This is a genomic window from Scytonema sp. PCC 10023 (assembly GCF_963920835.1).
In the GTDB taxonomy this organism is placed as follows: Bacteria; Cyanobacteriota; Cyanobacteriia; order Cyanobacteriales; family Nostocaceae; genus Kalymmatonema.
Genome location: NZ_CAWUDP010000043.1, coordinates 29,212 through 46,424, shown reverse-complemented (window position 1 = coordinate 46,424; position 17,213 = coordinate 29,212). Strand labels below are relative to the sequence as shown.

General features: G+C 44.4%; 10 protein-coding genes and 1 pseudogene. 5 read left to right on the top strand and 6 right to left on the bottom strand.

Annotated features, from left to right (window positions below):
- Positions 1 to 39: 39 nt before the first annotated feature.
- Both ACM0OZ_RS24540 and ACM0OZ_RS24535 read right to left on the bottom strand, forming a co-directional pair.
- Positions 40 to 525 (bottom strand): tryptophan-rich sensory protein, encoded by a 486-nt coding sequence (locus ACM0OZ_RS24540; RefSeq protein ID WP_414585439.1) that lies wholly within the window; start codon positions 523 to 525, stop codon positions 40 to 42.
- A 997-nt stretch (positions 526 to 1,522) separates the two neighbouring features.
- The gene (locus tag ACM0OZ_RS24535; RefSeq protein WP_414585438.1) at positions 1,523 to 2,140 is read right to left on the bottom strand and encodes a TetR/AcrR family transcriptional regulator; all 618 of its coding nucleotides are present in this window, start codon (positions 2,138 to 2,140) and stop codon (positions 1,523 to 1,525) included.
- 333 nt (positions 2,141 to 2,473) lie between these two features.
- Here ACM0OZ_RS24535 and ACM0OZ_RS24530 point away from each other — a divergent pair, with 333 nt between their 5' ends.
- Complete coding sequence (locus tag ACM0OZ_RS24530; protein ID WP_414585437.1) at positions 2,474 to 4,429, top strand: FAD-dependent oxidoreductase; 1,956 nt, start codon at positions 2,474 to 2,476, stop codon at positions 4,427 to 4,429.
- 902 nt (positions 4,430 to 5,331) lie between these two features.
- On the opposite strand, the pseudogene ACM0OZ_RS24525 reads toward ACM0OZ_RS24530, so the two are convergent.
- Positions 5,332 to 6,458, bottom strand: a pseudogene (locus tag ACM0OZ_RS24525) (RNA-guided endonuclease InsQ/TnpB family protein).
- A gap of 281 nt (positions 6,459 to 6,739) precedes the next feature.
- Positions 6,740 to 7,693, bottom strand: a complete 954-nt coding sequence (locus tag ACM0OZ_RS24520; protein WP_414585436.1) for a helix-turn-helix domain-containing protein — start codon at positions 7,691 to 7,693, stop codon at positions 6,740 to 6,742.
- A 385-nt stretch (positions 7,694 to 8,078) separates the two neighbouring features.
- Here ACM0OZ_RS24520 and ACM0OZ_RS24515 point away from each other — a divergent pair, with 385 nt between their 5' ends.
- The gene (locus tag ACM0OZ_RS24515; protein WP_414585435.1) at positions 8,079 to 8,261 is read left to right on the top strand and encodes a hypothetical protein; all 183 of its coding nucleotides are present in this window, start codon (positions 8,079 to 8,081) and stop codon (positions 8,259 to 8,261) included.
- 455 nt (positions 8,262 to 8,716) lie between these two features.
- A complete protein-coding gene (locus ACM0OZ_RS24510; protein WP_414585434.1) occupies positions 8,717 to 9,169 on the top strand; it encodes an Hsp20/alpha crystallin family protein in 453 nt (150 codons plus the stop codon).
- A 422-nt stretch (positions 9,170 to 9,591) separates the two neighbouring features.
- Here the strand turns inward: ACM0OZ_RS24510 and ACM0OZ_RS24505 are convergent, their stop codons facing one another.
- Entirely contained in the window at positions 9,592 to 10,488 is an 897-nt protein-coding gene (locus ACM0OZ_RS24505) for an alpha/beta fold hydrolase (protein WP_414585433.1), read from the bottom strand.
- A 609-nt stretch (positions 10,489 to 11,097) separates the two neighbouring features.
- Here ACM0OZ_RS24505 and ACM0OZ_RS24500 point away from each other — a divergent pair.
- Entirely contained in the window at positions 11,098 to 14,418 is a 3,321-nt protein-coding gene (locus ACM0OZ_RS24500) for a non-ribosomal peptide synthetase (RefSeq protein ID WP_414585478.1), read from the top strand.
- A gap of 411 nt (positions 14,419 to 14,829) precedes the next feature.
- Here the strand turns inward: ACM0OZ_RS24500 and ACM0OZ_RS24495 are convergent, their stop codons facing one another.
- Positions 14,830 to 14,922 (bottom strand): ribbon-helix-helix protein, CopG family, encoded by a 93-nt coding sequence (locus ACM0OZ_RS24495; RefSeq protein ID WP_414585432.1) that lies wholly within the window; start codon positions 14,920 to 14,922, stop codon positions 14,830 to 14,832.
- Positions 14,923 to 15,332: 410 nt separating this feature from the next.
- Here ACM0OZ_RS24495 and ACM0OZ_RS24490 point away from each other — a divergent pair, with 410 nt between their 5' ends.
- Entirely contained in the window at positions 15,333 to 16,877 is a 1,545-nt protein-coding gene (locus ACM0OZ_RS24490; protein ID WP_414585431.1) for a hypothetical protein, read from the top strand.
- The last annotated feature ends 336 nt before the right edge of the window (positions 16,878 to 17,213 follow it).

Below are 17,213 nucleotides of genomic sequence, written 5' to 3'. Positions count from 1 at the left end.
ACTGATAACTGATAACTGATAACTGATAACTGGTAACTGTTAAAGCCAGCCCAATTCACTCAACACAATCGCAGTCGCAAATGTGACCCATAGGACAACTGGCATAATCAAAAACGCTGCCGTCTTCGAGATAGCCCATAGGCGAGCGACGGTGAACGAGGCGATCGCTATGGTTCCAAGATTTCCCAAAAACCCACCAATCAAGCTGCCGATAGCCAGCGAATAGAACGCCCAAAGCAGGCAGAATATGATGAGGAGCGTGACCAAAGCTCGCGCTCGTGATGCACCCGTTCCACTACGGGAATTCAACAGCCAACGCGCCGTAGCCATGAGTGCGAAAAGACCTTCCCACACTAGTCCCACTACGTAGCCGGGTGGTTCAAAAGACGGCTTTGTTGCATAGTCAGTGGATCGATTCCAGCCCAACCCAAATATCAACCCGTTCATGACTAAAGCCGCACCGACAGCCAGAAGAACATTGAGAACCAGCGACAGAGCGCCAGGTTTGTTCAATGATGCAAACATGTTGAATTCTCTACATTAATTTGATTGCAATACGGTGACATTTGTTGCTCAAAACGTGCTTGTATGTTGCGATATTCAATAGACCTGTTGCAAAAATGCTTGAATTGTCATGTTTACCGAGTGAGAACATCAGTTATTGACGTTCATAAGACCTCGTGGGAAGTATGGAAACGAGCGCGTCTATGCCTGCGGCACGCTGCGCGAACAGACCTGAGAGGAAATACGACTCGTGCGACTTTAGTCGCTTTGTTCCATTACCGCCTTGGGGTTACTTGAATCGGTGTACTTTTGTAATGTACTTTCGATGGGACAATTACCATCTCAACTCGTTCACCCCTTCGGGTTCGCCAGTTCCCTACGGCGGGAAACCCGCCTTCAGGACTGGACTCACCTGTACGCGTAACGGTTTTGCACTCGATGTGCCTTCCCGAAAGGGAGTAATGTTAGCCTCTCCCAAGGGGAGACGCTGAGCCCTGCGGGCACGCTGCGCGAACGCGAACGACAATGTTAACGGTCGGTAACTATACCAAAGACACTGGCTTAACCCAATAAACTTGTTTAATCCCTGGTTTCTAGAGCTTGGAACTGGCTATGCCTAACGGCACGCTGCGCGAACGCATTGTCCTCGGTAGGAACTTGAACACTTACCGTTAACGTAGTACTCAAGGTACGCGCGTCTGGTCAACTATGGTCAAGTCTTAGGCTAGAAGCCCAGTGTCTTTAGACCTGGGTTGTTGACGTAGTTTCCCTCGTCTGGATTTGCCTACCTATCATTCGTTAGGTATATACAGTATAACCAATAAATCCTTTTTGTCTACCTATCATTCGTTAGGTAAAAACTAAAAAAATTATTCTGGTTCTCACGCTCTGCACTCTAGTGGTTTATCGCATTAATTATGATGGTTGTATGATTTTGTAGTAAGGACTTTAGTCCTAGACTCCAAAAGCGCTCTTTGCGCTCAGGTGCATTCCTATCAAAAAAGACTGCGGTTAACCACTAGTCCGTTTCTACTTGAGGTTTTATTCCATCCAGCAAAACGGAAATTATTTCATTCACTATCACTTCACTCTTAGCAGTATCAGGAAAGTTGCTGACGTAGGGAACGCTCTCAATACAAGACAAAAAGAACCCAGCTAGCATTTTCGGACGAGCGTTATCCCGGATCTCCCCTCGCTCTTGCGCCTCGGCAAAGATCTGTCGAATTGGCTCAAAGATACATTGTTGGGCGCAAGCCGACAGTTTTTTGAGATTGTCCTCGCCTAAAGAGGGCATATCAGTGTGGAACATACTCAAGAAATGGACGGGAGGCTGAGAGAGAAACCACCTAGCAGATGCATGAAGTTGCGATCGCAAGTCACCTCCTGCATCGTGAATTGCCTGCTGTAAACCTGTTCGATGGCGCTCAAACATTCGCTCAGTGACAGCCACAAAAAGTTGCTCCTTGCTGGGAAAGTGATAGTACAACGATGCCTGACGAATTCCCACCTCACGAGCAATATCCCTCATGGTCACTGCATTGTAGCCTCGCGTGCGAAATAGCCGTTCTGCCTCATCGAGAATGCGTGAGCGTCCACTATGAGAGACTTCTTTTGGAGAGGGGGGGTTGTCTGGCAATTTCAAACCTACCTAACGTTTAGTAGTCAATAATCAAATATTATATTAAACTGGCAAATAATCTTTTAGTTTGTTGACTCAATTCTTGTAATTTTCTGTTCCTTCGGCTAGAAACTCGTTGGGTACTAAATTTGATGGTGCAGTATTCTCAATAACTGTAGTTGTTGAGAATTTTGCCCATTATGTCAAAATTATTCCGTTGAAAATTCATCCTGATATTGGAAAAATACTCCAAAATATTAGGCTGTATTTGTGTTGCAACAACTCTATTTAAATGCGTTGAGTTATTGTTTTACGCCAGTACTTCATTGTGAGGAGTTAATTGAGTAACGCATGAGTCAAGTATTTAATTCACCAGAATCATATACCATCTCCCGTCGCGCATTACTGAAATTATTTGGTGTGGGTGCTGCGACAGGAGTCTTGGGATACTCTCGGTTTACTAAGCCAAAACCAACAGTTTTTCAACAAGATACCCTAAACTTGCCACGAATATTAAATCAAAATAAAAGTGTTGTGGTTGTTGGTGCTGGACTTGCAGGTTTGGCTTGTGCTTATGAACTGAGTCAGAGAGGGTTTGCAGTCACATTGTTGGAGAAATCTCCCCAGCTTGGTGGCAAAATTGCCAGTTGGCAAATTGAAGTCAAGGGTGACACTTTCAGGATGGAGCATGGCTTTCATGGCTTTTTTCCTCAGTACTATAATTTGAATAATTTAGTTGCAGAACTTGGTATTTCTGAGAATTTCAAGTCATTAAATTCCTACTCTGTTGTTTACCGCAACAATAAGTATAAACCAGAGGTATTTCGTCCCAGTCATTCCGCTTTCCCTTGGAACATTGTGGATTTAGCTATAGCCTCTCCCAACCGCTTTCAATGGGGCATTAATCTGACAAAATTCAAACACTTGCAAGTCTTCCAAGCGATTGGTGGTTTTGAACGGGAAAAGAATTATCGGCGGTTTGATAATATATCAGTTGCTGATTGGGTAGAGGAAGAATTTCCTAGAGGTTTATACGACTTGTATTTTCTGCCTTTTGCCAAATCTAGTTTGAATGCACCAGACACGATGAGTGTTGCCGAACTTATGCAGTTCTTCCACTTTTATTTTTTTGGCAACCCTGAAGGACTCGCTTTTAATGGCACTAAAGACGATATGGGAACTAGTTTGGTGCAACCTATAGCTAAGGCAGTTGAAAGTAAGGGGGGCAAAATTATTACAGGGGTAGCGGTGAGTGAAATTCAAGCTACACAAGGCAAGATTGATTCACTCAGCTATCAAGTTGGTAATAATACAAACAACGTTCCTTTTTGGGTAAAAGAGAATGCTGATGTAGAACTCTCGGATGGCGCGTCTTTACAATATTTTGGGGCTGCTGATGAAGTATTTGCCCTGCCAAATGGTAGCCAAGAAGCAATTTCTCTCACCTGCACTCACCAAGGTTGTACCGTGAAAATGGCAGAAGATGGCAAGTTTCATTGCCCTTGTCATGGAGCGGTTTTCGCGGCTGATGGTAAAGTGTTGAAAGGTCCGGCACAACGGGATTTAGCAAAATATCAAGTCGTACAGCGCCAAGATGATGGTTTGCAATTGGTAGCAGCAAATCTTGATTCACCATCACCAGAGATAATTACAGCAGATTACTATGTCTTCGCTACTGATGTACCAGGTGTACAGCAGCTGTTTCGGCAAATGAATGGTGATGTTGATCAGGTAGTGCGATCGCGATCGCAAGTGGAAAAATTGAGCCTTGCCGATCCATTCGCTGTATGTCGTTTCTGGTTCGACCGCGATTTTGAGTGGGAACACAGTTATTTTACTTCTTTATCTGGCTATCAGCTCACTGACAGCATCACTCTCTATCATCGTATTCAACAACAATTTATTGAGTGGGCAGAACGCACTAGTGGTAGTGTTGTAGAGTTACACGCTTACTGCTACAAAGAAAAACAATTCCCCACTCAAGAAGCATTGTTGACGACTTTTGAGCAGGAACTTTATGAAATTGTTCCTGAGTTAAAGCAAGCAAAGATGCTGCATCGGGAATTGGTGAATCAAAAGAACTTTTCTGGATATCCCCCGAATAGTTACGCCGAACGCCCAGAAACTAGCACCAATATTCCTAACTTGCTTTTTGCAGGCGATTGGGTAAAAATGCCATTTCCCTGCGGCTTAATGGAACGGGCGGTAAGCAGTGGCTTAGTCGCAGCCAATGAAATTTTACATCGGGAGGGTTTGCAAAGGCGATCGCTGTTGTCAGTCAATCCAGAGGGGCTATTGCAGATTTAAAGCGGAACAAAGAAAAAAGCCCAGGTGGCAAACCTGGGCTTGATTACTAGCTATCTGGCATGAATCAGGGATCGTACAAACTTGCAATGAACAATTAGGTTGTGCAAAAACCTAATTTAAGATTTCAAGAATTCAATTTGTGAATGGGTTTGAATGATTCCTACACGTTAGTGTATCAAAACCATAAATTGCACGATATTCAGTTCTTGCTGAAAATATCTTAAGCTTGCGAAAAGTTCCTCAAGGTCAGATTTTACACCGTTGGTAGCTCAAGATTAGGGCGGGCCGGACAGCCCACCCCACAAAAACTGTAAACAAATTATTTTATCCGAACCGTATTGACACTCCCACGGAAAGACGCGCCGATGGGATTCTTGCTTCATAGGGGACTGGAGTTTTACAACTTCCGGGTTGAAGTCTAACCCGAAGCCGCGCATTCACCGACTGCCCGACGGCGATTGATAGCTGTTTCGCGAAACTCTTGCAACGACTCCCAGTTTGTGCAAGATGCGCGGATTTTTACTACCTTTCTTTGCGGATCAGGAGTTGTCCACTTGACCGTTCGGCTGAGCTCACGGCGAAGCCTACTTCGTTTTTTATTGCGCTTTACTGCTATACATCTACAGTCGCACAATTTAGGTGTTGTGTTCCCAGATATTTGGACTGGGACTCGCACTCCCACGAGTTGTTTTTCATACCACCCTTAAAACAGTGAACAGCTACCTACGCAGTGACGCTTTCTCGGGCTGGTGTGGTTGTACTGACACCAACGCTTTCTGTGCACAGGAGTGTGGTGTTTCCCCCGGAGGATGAAACTGATAACTGATAACTGATAACTGATAACTGGTAACTGTTAAAAGACTTGACATACTCCCCGCACTTTTAGGGCGGGGATTCTAGGCTCAAACAACGATTGCAGGCATTGCCCGTCTTACCGAGTCTAACCCAACAGTTGATGCCCCAACTGCACAAATATTCGCGCGCTGCATTCTCGTCCCTGCCATTTACCGACTGACAGGACGGGCAACGCCACTCTCTGATTGACAAATCCAGTTTTTCTAGAACGTGTCCACAATTAGAGCAAGTTTTACTGGATGGATACCACTGGGAGACGAATATGAGTTGTTTACCTTTCTTCTTAGCAACCCATTCCAGAATTTGCAGGAATTCCCCAAAGGCTAGGTCTGAGATTTTTCGTCCCCAAAGACGTTGCATTGCTTTGAGGTTTAAAGTTTCAAAACAAAGTACATCAAACCTATTAGTTAGGTCGTGAGCTAACTTCCACTCACCTGTCACGCCTAGCATTAGAAATATCCTCATACTTGCGTACTAGATTCTTTCTAGCCCGTTCTCGGTTGGACGAGCCTTTCAACTTTTTGGAGTGCTGTTTACTCGCTTTTTTGATGGCGTTGAGAGACTGTTTAAAGAATTGGGGCGATTCAATTAATGAGCCATTTGAGCAAGTGAGAAATGTCTTGAGTCCGAAGTCAAATCCCGCAATTCTACCAGTCCGTACCTGCATTCAGATTCAGGACAATTGTCAACCACGACAACCATAAACAATTCACCCAAAGGCGTGCGTTTAATGGTTAAAGTTTTGACTATTCCCTCGATTTCCCTAGATTTCCAAAATTGATAAACTCGGTTTCCAATTCGTACCCTATTCCCACCAAGAAACTTATATCCTGCTTGTTTGAGGGTGAACGATTTGTATTTCTTAACCTTCTTGAATCCTGGTGGTCTAACTCCTTTTTTGTTGTATTTAAAAAACAATTGGTATGCGTTTTCGATACGTTGACAGATATCCTGTACTGCCTGAGAACCTACTGATTGCCAGAACGGGTTATGCTTCCGCAACTTGGCTATATGAGATTGAAGTTTTGTGCAACAAAGAGTGTTTACCCCACATCTTGTAGTACCGACTCGGAAGGGCAATGCAATGGTTATACATTACCCCTGCGGCATTAATTGACCGCTTGAGGTATCTATTGCGCTTGTGTGAGTACAACTTAAACTTCAATGTTTTCATGCTACTATTATACACAATAATGCTGTACAATAGTATGAAGAAACGATTAGATTTTAGAGTAGAAGAGTACGAACTTAAAATCCTTGAAGACTACTGCTCCGAAGTTGGCAGAACAAAAACTGATGTACTTAGAGAACTCATCAGAAGTCTAAAGACAAAGAGAAAGCCGTCCTAGAAGGACGGGGCTTTAAACCCGAATTTTCGGTAACACTTTGAAATTCTACATAATTTCAGCGTGTTGCTGGTGGGCTTTCAAACTTCCCGCATTCTTTTGTAAGCAGCTAGAGCTGATCTCTATATGCTTTTGGTGTCATTGACGTGAACTTGCGAAACAATGCGATGAAGTGGCTTGGGCTGCGAAAGCCAACATATTCACAAATCTCGGCAATTGACAATTTTTTCTCTGCCAACAGCATCTTTGCTCGCTCGATTCTGGAATTGATCAGATATTGATGAGGAGTAAAACCCGTTGACTGCTTAAACAAGCGGGCAAAGTGATAAGGACTCATTTCCACCACGCTTGCAAGTTCAGCAACTGTTAACTCGTTCTCCAGATTTTCATTAATGTACTCCAGGGTTCTACACAACTTGTACTTGGGTAGACCACCAGCAAAATCTTGAACGCGTTTCTTGGAGGTAGAATGTTGCTGTAGCAAATAACTCGCGAGCGCCGTTGCTAGTGATTCTCCATAAATACGCCCAGACAAGCATCCAGACTCAAGTTCTGTCTTAAGTGCCAAACCAATATGCTGGATTTGCGGACTAACGACTCCCAAGTTGGGTGCAATCTCAATATGATCTGGATAGTCCAACTCTTGTGCAACTTGAGTGATAATCCCAGGTTGAAGGCGTAGCACAAGAAAGTCACTATCCTCCAAACATGCCCCCTTGCAATTTAAGCCAGGAGGAAGAATTGTTATTTCACCGTGTGTAAAGCGCTTGGTAAGAAGACGCCCATCCCACACCACCTCTGTCCGAGCTGGGCCCTTGAAGTGTATGTTAATGACATAATCTGGTAACAATTGTGGAGGCAACTCGTGTGCCGGCATATGCCAGTACTCGACAAGAATGTTGTTCCACCCAGCTTTCTCACTGGAAAGAATCGGTGTAACTCTATTGGGAGCAGCCTCACCGTTAGAACCCTGAATGTCTATAACTGTGTCTTGTGGCATTGATGTCGCAATTGATACCCGTTTAAACCTGATAACTGCACAGATGGTCAATGATATACTCATGACCAAATAGCCTGACACCCCTCACTTATGCCGCCTAGTCATAATCATATTAACACTTTATAATACTTTATAATATGCTATTTATATAGCCATTAGCTCAACAAACTTGTATGCTGTCTTAGCAGTGTTCGTAACTCACCCTGTAGCTCATCTCACTAGAACTTGAGTCGCTGCTACACATTAGAGATTTTTTCATGACTTCAATACACTGTCATAATTGAAAAACTCCTTTGAGCAAAAAACCAGGTTTTTCTTTACACTTGTAATAGCTAAGTAAATAATAAGTTGCTACCAAAGAAAGAGGAGGAATTCCTTCCTACAGAAGTGGCACAGCCCTGCAATTCATGGGTTAAGTTGAATTAGAAATTATCAAAAGGGAAAAAAGATGAATAAGACGTTGGTAACAACTCTGATGTTTGCATTTTTACTATTGTTTATCATCTCTCCCTTTGCTACTCTTGCAAGTTTGATGCTCCTGTTGTTAGGTGCAGCTTTTTTCTTTCTAATAGGGAATATCTTCCAGGCAATTATCGGTAGCAGTGATACGGACTCTAATTCTTCAGGTTAAGTAGAATAAATTTCTTGTAAAAATCTGGTTTAGGGCTATACAGATAAATTAACGGACGCTTGTACGCCAGTCGCCTCAAGTTGGGAAAGCCCTATGGCTGAGCTTAATTCCCTCCTTTTTAAGCAGGGTTAGGCAGAAGCAAGTCTTATCACCAATCGTATTGGCTTATGCGGAGCCGTGATGCACCCTACTTCATCATATTTTGTCTGTTAAATTTTCTGAGAAACTCTATCAATAAGTTATGTCAATAACTACAAATCGAGTTTTCCGAACCAGAAAAAGTAGTATTAGCCGTAGATTTTATAGTCATAATATCTATTTCGGTAATCATCAATAATGAAGTGACAAAAACCGAATTTACACCGTTTATAGTTCTTAATAACATAAGAATCAAAGCAAAGATTAAAACCTGCAATTAATTGGCAGTACAAATACTACTTATTAGAGGTAGAATCATGACATTAGTTCGTTTGAACCCCTGGCAAGAATTTAACGCAATGCAACGTCAATTCAACCGCTTGTTTGATGAAGCTTTTGTACCAGCCAAGGAGTTTAACAGAAGCTTTATTAGAGTTCCTGCTGCTGAATTGCAAGAAACATCCGATGCGATTCATCTCAAGCTGGAAATTCCAGGAATCGAAGCTAAAGACCTGGATGTGAAAGTCACAGAAAATGCTGTTTCCGTCAGTGGCGATCGCAAGTCAGAAACTAAGACTGAAGACAAAGGTGTGACCAAGAGCGAATTCTACTACGGCAAATTCCAACGTGTCATTCCACTTCCTGCTCGCATTCAAAATACTAATGTCACCGCCGAATATAAGGACGGTATTCTCAATTTGACATTGCCAAAAACTGAAGCTGAGAAGAACAAAGTTGTCAAAGTTAACTTAGACCAATCTGCTGCGTAATTAGGGTAATACAGCCAGAGACTTTAACAGTTACCAGTTATCAGTTATCAGTTATCAGTTATCAGTTTCATCCGCGCATGTTTAAGTCCCCCACCAAGAGCGTGGAAAGCGTTGGTGGCGGGTTTAAATCCCCCACCATAGCAGGCGTTACTGTTCACTGTTCACTGTTCACTGTTTTAATCTCTGGCTATTAGCTTGGCATTTGTAAGTAGATTTAACTCATATCATGTCCGCTTAATTACTTATAATTCCTGCTTTACCTCACCCCAACCCTCTCCTTCTAAAGGAGAGGGTGCCGAAGGCGGGTGAGGTTGTTCGTTTTTTATAAGTGTTTATCCGGACACGATACCAAAGCGCGGTTGCAAGTGAGCGACCGCGCTTTTTTATTAATACCAGTAGTAAGGAAAAGCTGTTCAAGCAGACTACTCAAGTAAAGGTAGAAATTTCCTAATTAGCCCAATAGTGACTCCGGGAAGTTCCAGTTGGGGTGTAAAGCCTACATCGTCGAGATGATAAAAGATGCGAATTGCTTGAGGGTTCATTTGGGCAAGACGGCGTCCTACTTCTGGTCCTGTGAATTCTGACTTTTGTCCCCAAATGATAGCAGTGGGGACGGTCAATTGAGTGATATATAGGGATAAATCAAAGGATAAATCTCCACGTACGAAAGCAAGAGCAGCGTACTCAGCATTAAACTGTTGGGCAGATTGCAAATATGCCTCGACAATTTCAGGATAAACTCGTTCTGCACGAGAAAATTGGCGTTGTTCCAGGTAGCCACGAATGCCAAAACCGCTAGCAACTCCAGTCATGTAAAGCAACCGATCCACACCTGGAATGTTGACAATTTGAGCAGAGAAGCTGCGGCTGTAGTCTTGTCCAAATTCAGCAAGACCTGCTGGTGTTATCAAAATTAAAGACTTGAACAAATCGGGGCGAAGAATCGCAGCGCGAATGGTGAAAGCAGCAGTGAGTCCAGAGGCGATCGCATTAATCGAACCATTGCCAGTCTTCTCTATAAACTCGATAATGCTCCTAATGTAGTCATCGATATGATAACTTCGAGCCGGATGGTCAGAGCGTCCCCATCCAACCAAATCTGGCGCTATGATTCGATAGTCTGTAGCAAATGCTGGATAAACTTTAGACCACTCGTAGGCAGAAGAACCGCCACCAAACGCGTGTAGGAAAAGTAATGTCCTATCGCTTGATTGGTCAACATCTGTGTCAGACCACGGTTTCCCAACAGCAGTGTAGTATACCATTCTTCCTAGCGCGGTCATCACGTATTTCTCACCAAACCCAGGAGGCAAAAACATAGGAATACCTCATATGCTGCATTATTATTTCAATCGTGGAGACCATAACCAGAAATTTGCATCACTCTAAAGGTCAATTTAGTAGTAGTTCATGGGGGTAATTAAAGTTTTCAAATCATCTGTGTGTATCTGCGAGTCTTATCGACGACAATTAATCTGTTACCCCGCAGCTGCTCAAGAAAGGGTCAGCACCCCTGCCTAAAGCCTAGGGGCTTCTAGCCTCAAGTCTGGTGGATTAGCTGACCCGACTAAGTACCTCGTGTACTACGTTATTGGCAAGTGTTCAAGTTCTCACTCCGGGATGCGAAGCCAGTCTCGGACTCTGAAACCGGACGATTAAACAAGTTTAGAGGGTTAAGCCAGTGTCGTCTGGAAAGTACCGACCAATAACATTGTCTAGGCTAACTTAACCGCGAAAGCGAGGCTCATTTGAGCAAAACCATTATGCGTACAGGGTGAAAGATATCAGTTCATAATTGCCTGAACGAAAGTAGATTGCAATACTACACGGTATTGAGTAACCCCAAGGCGGTAATGGAAAGGCTAATAAGACATAACCGTGGTCTAAAGACACACGGTTTCCACACTCCCGCGAAGTTTTAGATGAATATGTTTTCTGAAGAAGTCTTCGTCTTTGCTGCATCTTTTGCCCAACAGCGGCTGTGGTTCCTCGACCAGTTGATACCGGGCAATGCTCTTTATAATGTGCCAACAGTCATTCGTTTGACAGGGAGGCTCAACTTAGCTGCATTAGAACAAACGTTTAACGAAATCGTGCGTCGCCACGAAGTTTTACGCACCACATTTAAAGTGCTGGAGGGGCAACCCGTGCAGGCAATTCCTGCGGAAAGCTGCGAAGCCGCGCCCTCCTTAACCATACCCCTTTCTCTATTAGACCTGCGGCAGTTACCGGTAGACGAACGGGAGGCGCAAGCAAAGTCCATCGTTACCGCAGAGGTAGAACGTCCTTTCGATTTGTCCTCTGGACCATTGCTGCGAGTCATGCTGCTACAGCGATCGCAGACAGAACATATTCTCGTCCTGAATATGCACCATATTATCTGTGACGATTGGTCTATTGGCGTAGTGATTCGGGAACTGGGAACGCTGTACACAGCTTTTGCACAAAACCAGGCTTCCCCTCTACCGGAACTGCCTCTCCAGTACGCCGACTTTGCCCAATGGCAGCGCGAGTGGTTACAAGGAGAAGTGCTACAAACCCAGTTAGCTTATTGGCAGCAGCAATTAAACGGTATTTCTATGCTGCATCTACCTACAGACAGACCGAGACCAAGTATACAAAGCTATCAAGGAGCAACACAATTTCTAGAGTTACCGAAAAAATTATGTGATGCACTTGTGACGCTTTCCCAGCAAGAAGGCGTCACCTTATTTATGACGCTGCTGGCAGCATTTCAGACGTTACTTTACCGATACACGCACCAGGAAGATATTGCGGTGGGTTCGCCAATTGCTAACCGTAATCGTAGTGAAATTGAAGTGCTAATTGGTTTTTTTGTCAATAGTTTGGTGCTACGTAGTAACTTATCTGGAAACCCAACTTTTCGAGAGCTGCTAGTCAGAGTACGGGAGGTAACACTAGGAGCATATAGTCACCAAGATTTGCCTTTTGAAAAGCTCGTTGAGGAACTGCATCCAGAGCGAAATTTGAGCCACCATCCGTTATTTCAAGTGGTGTTTGGTTTCGAGAATGCACCAATGTCAGCGCTAGAATTGCCTGGTTTAGTGCCTAGCTTTATAAATATTGATTTTAAAACAACACGCTTTGATTTGGAGTTGCACCTATGGAAGTGTTCTGAGGATTTCCGGAGCCTATGGGGCGCAAACTGGGAGCATTCCGAGGGTATTAGAGGCGTAATGGTATACAACACCGATTTATTTGATAAAGCTACCATTAGCCGAATGCTGAAACATTTTAAAACATTGTTAGAAGGTATTGTTTCTCATCCAGAACAACGCATAGCAAATCTACCGCTATTAAGCGAAGGTGAGCTACATCAGGTATTAGTGGAATGGAATAACACCCATTCCGATTATCCACAAGATAAGTGTATCCATCAATTGTTTGAAAATCAGGTAAAGCAGAACCCTGATGCTATAGCAGTCATATATGAAGATGTAGAGACGTTGCATCCGAGAGTTCTACATATGACCTATAGAGACTTGAATATTCGCAGCAATCAACTAGCGCACCACTTACAAAAATTGGGTGTAGGTGCTGACGTTTTAGTAGGCATTTGTCTAGAGCCTTCACCAGAAATGATAGTTGGGTTGCTCGGCATCCTGAAAGCAGGGGGAGCTTATGTACCTCTAGATTCTAGCTATCCGCAAGAACGCTTGAACTTCATGCTGGAAGATGCACAAGTTCCAGTCTTGCTAACTCAAGAAAAGTTACTCAAGCATTTTGAAGCTTTCTCAAACCGAATTGTTTACATAGATAAAGACAGGGAAATTATTGCCCAACAAAGCGAAGAAAACCCAACTAGCAGGTTGACCAGTGATAACTTAGCGTATGTCATTTACACTTCTGGTTCTACAGGAAAGCCTAAAGGAGTTGCTGTAACTCACAAAGCTGTGAATCGGTTGGTATGCAACACGAACTATGTAAAATTGGAAAGAACTGATAAAATTGCCCAAGCCTCAAACACTTCCTTTGATGCTGCCACTTTCGAGATTTGGGGAGCGCTCCTTAATGGTGCTCAACTTATTGGAATTTGCAAAGATGTCATAATTTCGCCTCACGAATTTGCATTACAATTACGACAAAAAGGCATCAGCGTTTTGTTTTTGACGACTGCCTTATTCCAACAGATTGCCAGAGACGTTCCGCAAGCTTTTGCTTCGTTACGAGGCTTGCTATTTGGTGGTGAAACTGTTGATATAAGATGGGTGAAAAAGGTTTTTAAACATGGTTCCCCAAAGCAATTGATTCATGTTTATGGACCTACAGAAAATACAACTTTTTCTTCTTATTACTGTGTGGAAGAATTACCAGAATCAGCTACATCTATTCCCATTGGTCGCCCCATTACGAACACACAGATTTATCTGCTGGATGCTGATTTACAGCCTCTACCCATTGGCATTGTCGGCGAGTTGTACATCGGTGGTGATGGACTAGCGCGAGAATATCTCAACCACCCTGAGTTAACTGCTGAACGCTTCATTCCCAATCCTTTTACTAGTAAACCAGAAGCGCGTCTTTATAAAACTGGTGACTTAGGGCGCTATTTACCAGATGGCAATATTGAATTTTTGGGTCGTATCGATAATCAAGTAAAGATTCGCGGCTTCCGCATTGAGTTAGGAGAAATTGAAGCGGTGCTGACTCAACATCCAGCAGTGGAAGAAACAATAGTCATTGCTACAGAAGATATACCAGGTGACAAGAATTTAGTAGCTTATATTGTTCCCAACCAAGAACAGATACAGACGCAAGAGGCACAAAGCCTTGTGTCCCTACTGCGCGAATTCCTTAAAGAGAAATTACCAGAATACATGGTGCCAAGAGCTTATGTAGTCATAGAATCCCTACCGCTAACACCCAATGGCAAGGTGGATCGCCGTGCCTTACCTGCACCTGATACGCTCATTTTTGATAAACAAAATTATCTAGCGCCAAGGACACACGTTGAAGAGGCGCTGGTGGAAATTTGGGCTAAGGTTTTGGGAAAAGAACAAGTAGGTATCAACGATAATTTCTTTGAATTGGGTGGTCATTCTTTACTCGCAACTCAACTGGTTTCTCGAATACGCGACGCCTTTCAAATAGATGTGACTGTACGTAACTTGTTTGAAGCGCCCACTGTGGTACAGCTTGCTAGGTACGTTGAAACGGTGTGTTGGGCAGCGAAAGCTTTGGATACGACCGGAACTACGGGTCAGGAGCGAGAAGACGTGGAATTTTAAAAAATGGCGTTGCTGATCGAAGGGATGAATTGGTTGCTGGAACCATTGATATTCCGTTCTCAATTAAGCAAAATCATCCCATAATTCAGCAACGCCTAAGCGAAATTTGAAAGAACAGGCTAGCAGCACAGAAGACTATAACGCTAATTCCAAAAATGTTTGTAACACTAATTTCCCTGTAACCCATGTTACTACCAAGCTAAAAGCAACGGAACGGGGTTAGGTGTGGGAGTTTTGGAACGCGAAGCTCCAAGAATGCATAAGTTAATTTTGCTTACATCTATCAAAACATAGTAGGAGGGTGAGAACCCCTGTTCGCGTAGCGTCCCGAAGGGAAGATGTAGTTTGACGCACGGAGGAAAACTACATCTGTGTTTTAAACCAGGGGATGAAACCCGACGATGGCGGGATTTATCCCTTTGTTTCTCTTTCAAAATATTGCCTTACCGCTTCTCTAATTAAGTCATTCATCGACCTCTCTTTTTGTTTGCTTAGTCTTACCAATTCTTCATACTCTTATGAGCGAAAATCTTGCGCTAAATCTACTCATGACAGCATTAATATGTTATATTGATGTCATGGTAGCACAGGATGAAAAACTCCAAAAAACAAACGTGATGCCATACCTACCCTCACAATTGAAGATATGGGGTTGTGTTGAAAAGTCTTTTTAGAGCCATCGACACGTAAAATCTTCATGGTTGGAAGGAAGGAAAGTGCCGCACAGCCTGAAAAGGTCGAGGCGGGTAGGGCTGTCTTACCCTCGTCAACGTGTTTTTGCAAAAAAAAAACATGAGACAACGTTACTCCGTGTGGCTTTTAGCCCAGGTCGTAACAACAGTCTAGAATCCACGTTTTTCAAAGCGTGGAGAGTTCAATAAAAAGATAACCTACCCCGAACAAAGGAGAAAATCATGACTAGCGAATTCCTAGTCGGTGCTTGGACGTACCGCAGCTTCTTGAACATCCCTGACCCAGTCGATGACTTCAACAAACTTCGATTAGGTCAAGGCGAGATGGTATTCGAGGCGGCATCCGAGCCGGGAACGATTCGTGGTCAACTTGCCTTCCGAAGCGCCCCGCCGGAGAAAGATGACCCACGACTCTCACTCCAAGGCTCGATTCAGACGGGCAACCCGTTCTCCCTCCGATTTCAAGGAACTGGCGTGCCGGGAACATCAGCACAGGGGTGGGTGTACGATTACGTCGGTTACTTCGTCCCAAAGTGGCTGGACGGAGAGGGTCAACAGCCCGCTCTGGTGGGAACGGTAATCCGAACCGTTCCCCATGACGAAAGTCCGAGCGGAGTTGTAGGCTCCTTCATTGCTGTTCAACGTGACTTCCCAGAGCCGCGAACCGTCATCCCTCTCCCGGATACAGTTCGAGATATGCTCGCGTCCAAACACCATCGACTTCACCACACCGTCTGGCATAGTGTGCGCGGATTGTGGCTTAATACAAACTCTGAGGTCATGAACGAGGAGAAAAAAAAGGCGATTCGGGAACTCGGATGGCAACCTGGCGGCAAAGAAGAACGACCGGCGGTCGATTCGACGGGTGCCCCGATCATTCGCAATGGCTCGGGTGAGGACTTTCTCTTCATGCACCGGGGTATGATCCAAGAAGTTAATGCAAAGATGAAGGAGTCTGGACAGCAGCCAATCTCTGGATGGGTGACTATTCCTGCCCCTGGACCTGTGGTAGTCGAACCAGACTATGAGGACACATCAAAATCCATTCCGACACCAGGCAATCCAGACGGATTTACTGTTCCACCAGCATGGTTCGATCCGACTGATGAAATTACCAACCGCCGGATAGCCTTGTTAAAGACGGACGGTCACTACTGGTCACGGATGCGCTGGTGGGATAGGGAGTTTAAGAACGAGCAGTACCTAAGTACGCTGACACTTGGAGAACTTGGTGCGCTCATTGAGTTCTCCGTTCACAACGATATGCATATGCGCTGGGCATCAGTACCCCGTCATCCCAAAACTGGCGAACCACTTCCATCTGGGCGTGCTGACCGCGACATCCGTGACTTTTGGGACGACCCAAAGTACGACTTTTTGGGCGAGTTCTACTCGTCTCACGTCAACCCAGTGTTCTGGCGATTGCATGGCTGGGTGGATGACCGAATAAATGACTGGTTTAGAGCACATGAAGCCGCTCACCCAGGTGAGGTTGTAAAGGCTACTGTCCAAGGAGTCGATTGGTTCAAAAAAGGTAAGTGGGTACACACAGATTCGCCTTGGGCAGGTCCCGAACACGACCACGAGCATGGTGGACACAGTGGACATGATGGGGGACATCAGTATGATGTGGAGAAGATGAAGAAAGTTGTGGAGATCTTGTTTGGCCGGTCTCCAGATGACACAAGTGAGAATGCCTTTACTCTGGAGGCACTGCGGGAGATTGCCGTGGGACAACCCCGAACTACTCGATTTACATGGTTCTGATCTCTACCCCTATTAAGCGCTGTGCCAATTAAGTTTTATGCGTTCAGGATAGCTGCGATGGCGTAGCCGCCCGCCCTGTCGGGCTTCGCATCTTTATCTGTTCGCCAGACACGGCGCTCGTTATTCTTAATGGGTTGGGATACCCAAAAACCATCACTAAATCGTTGGTAGAACGTACCAATGAGACTCATGCCAACCCACACACGGTATACGTTGCCGAATGCGTCTGTGGTCGCATCAATCTCGTAATCCTCAATTCAAGTTTTAGCTTGTGCGGTCAAACGAGTTTTAGGCTCACTGTGAAGTGAGCCTTGCTGACTAATGGCTGTTTGCGTC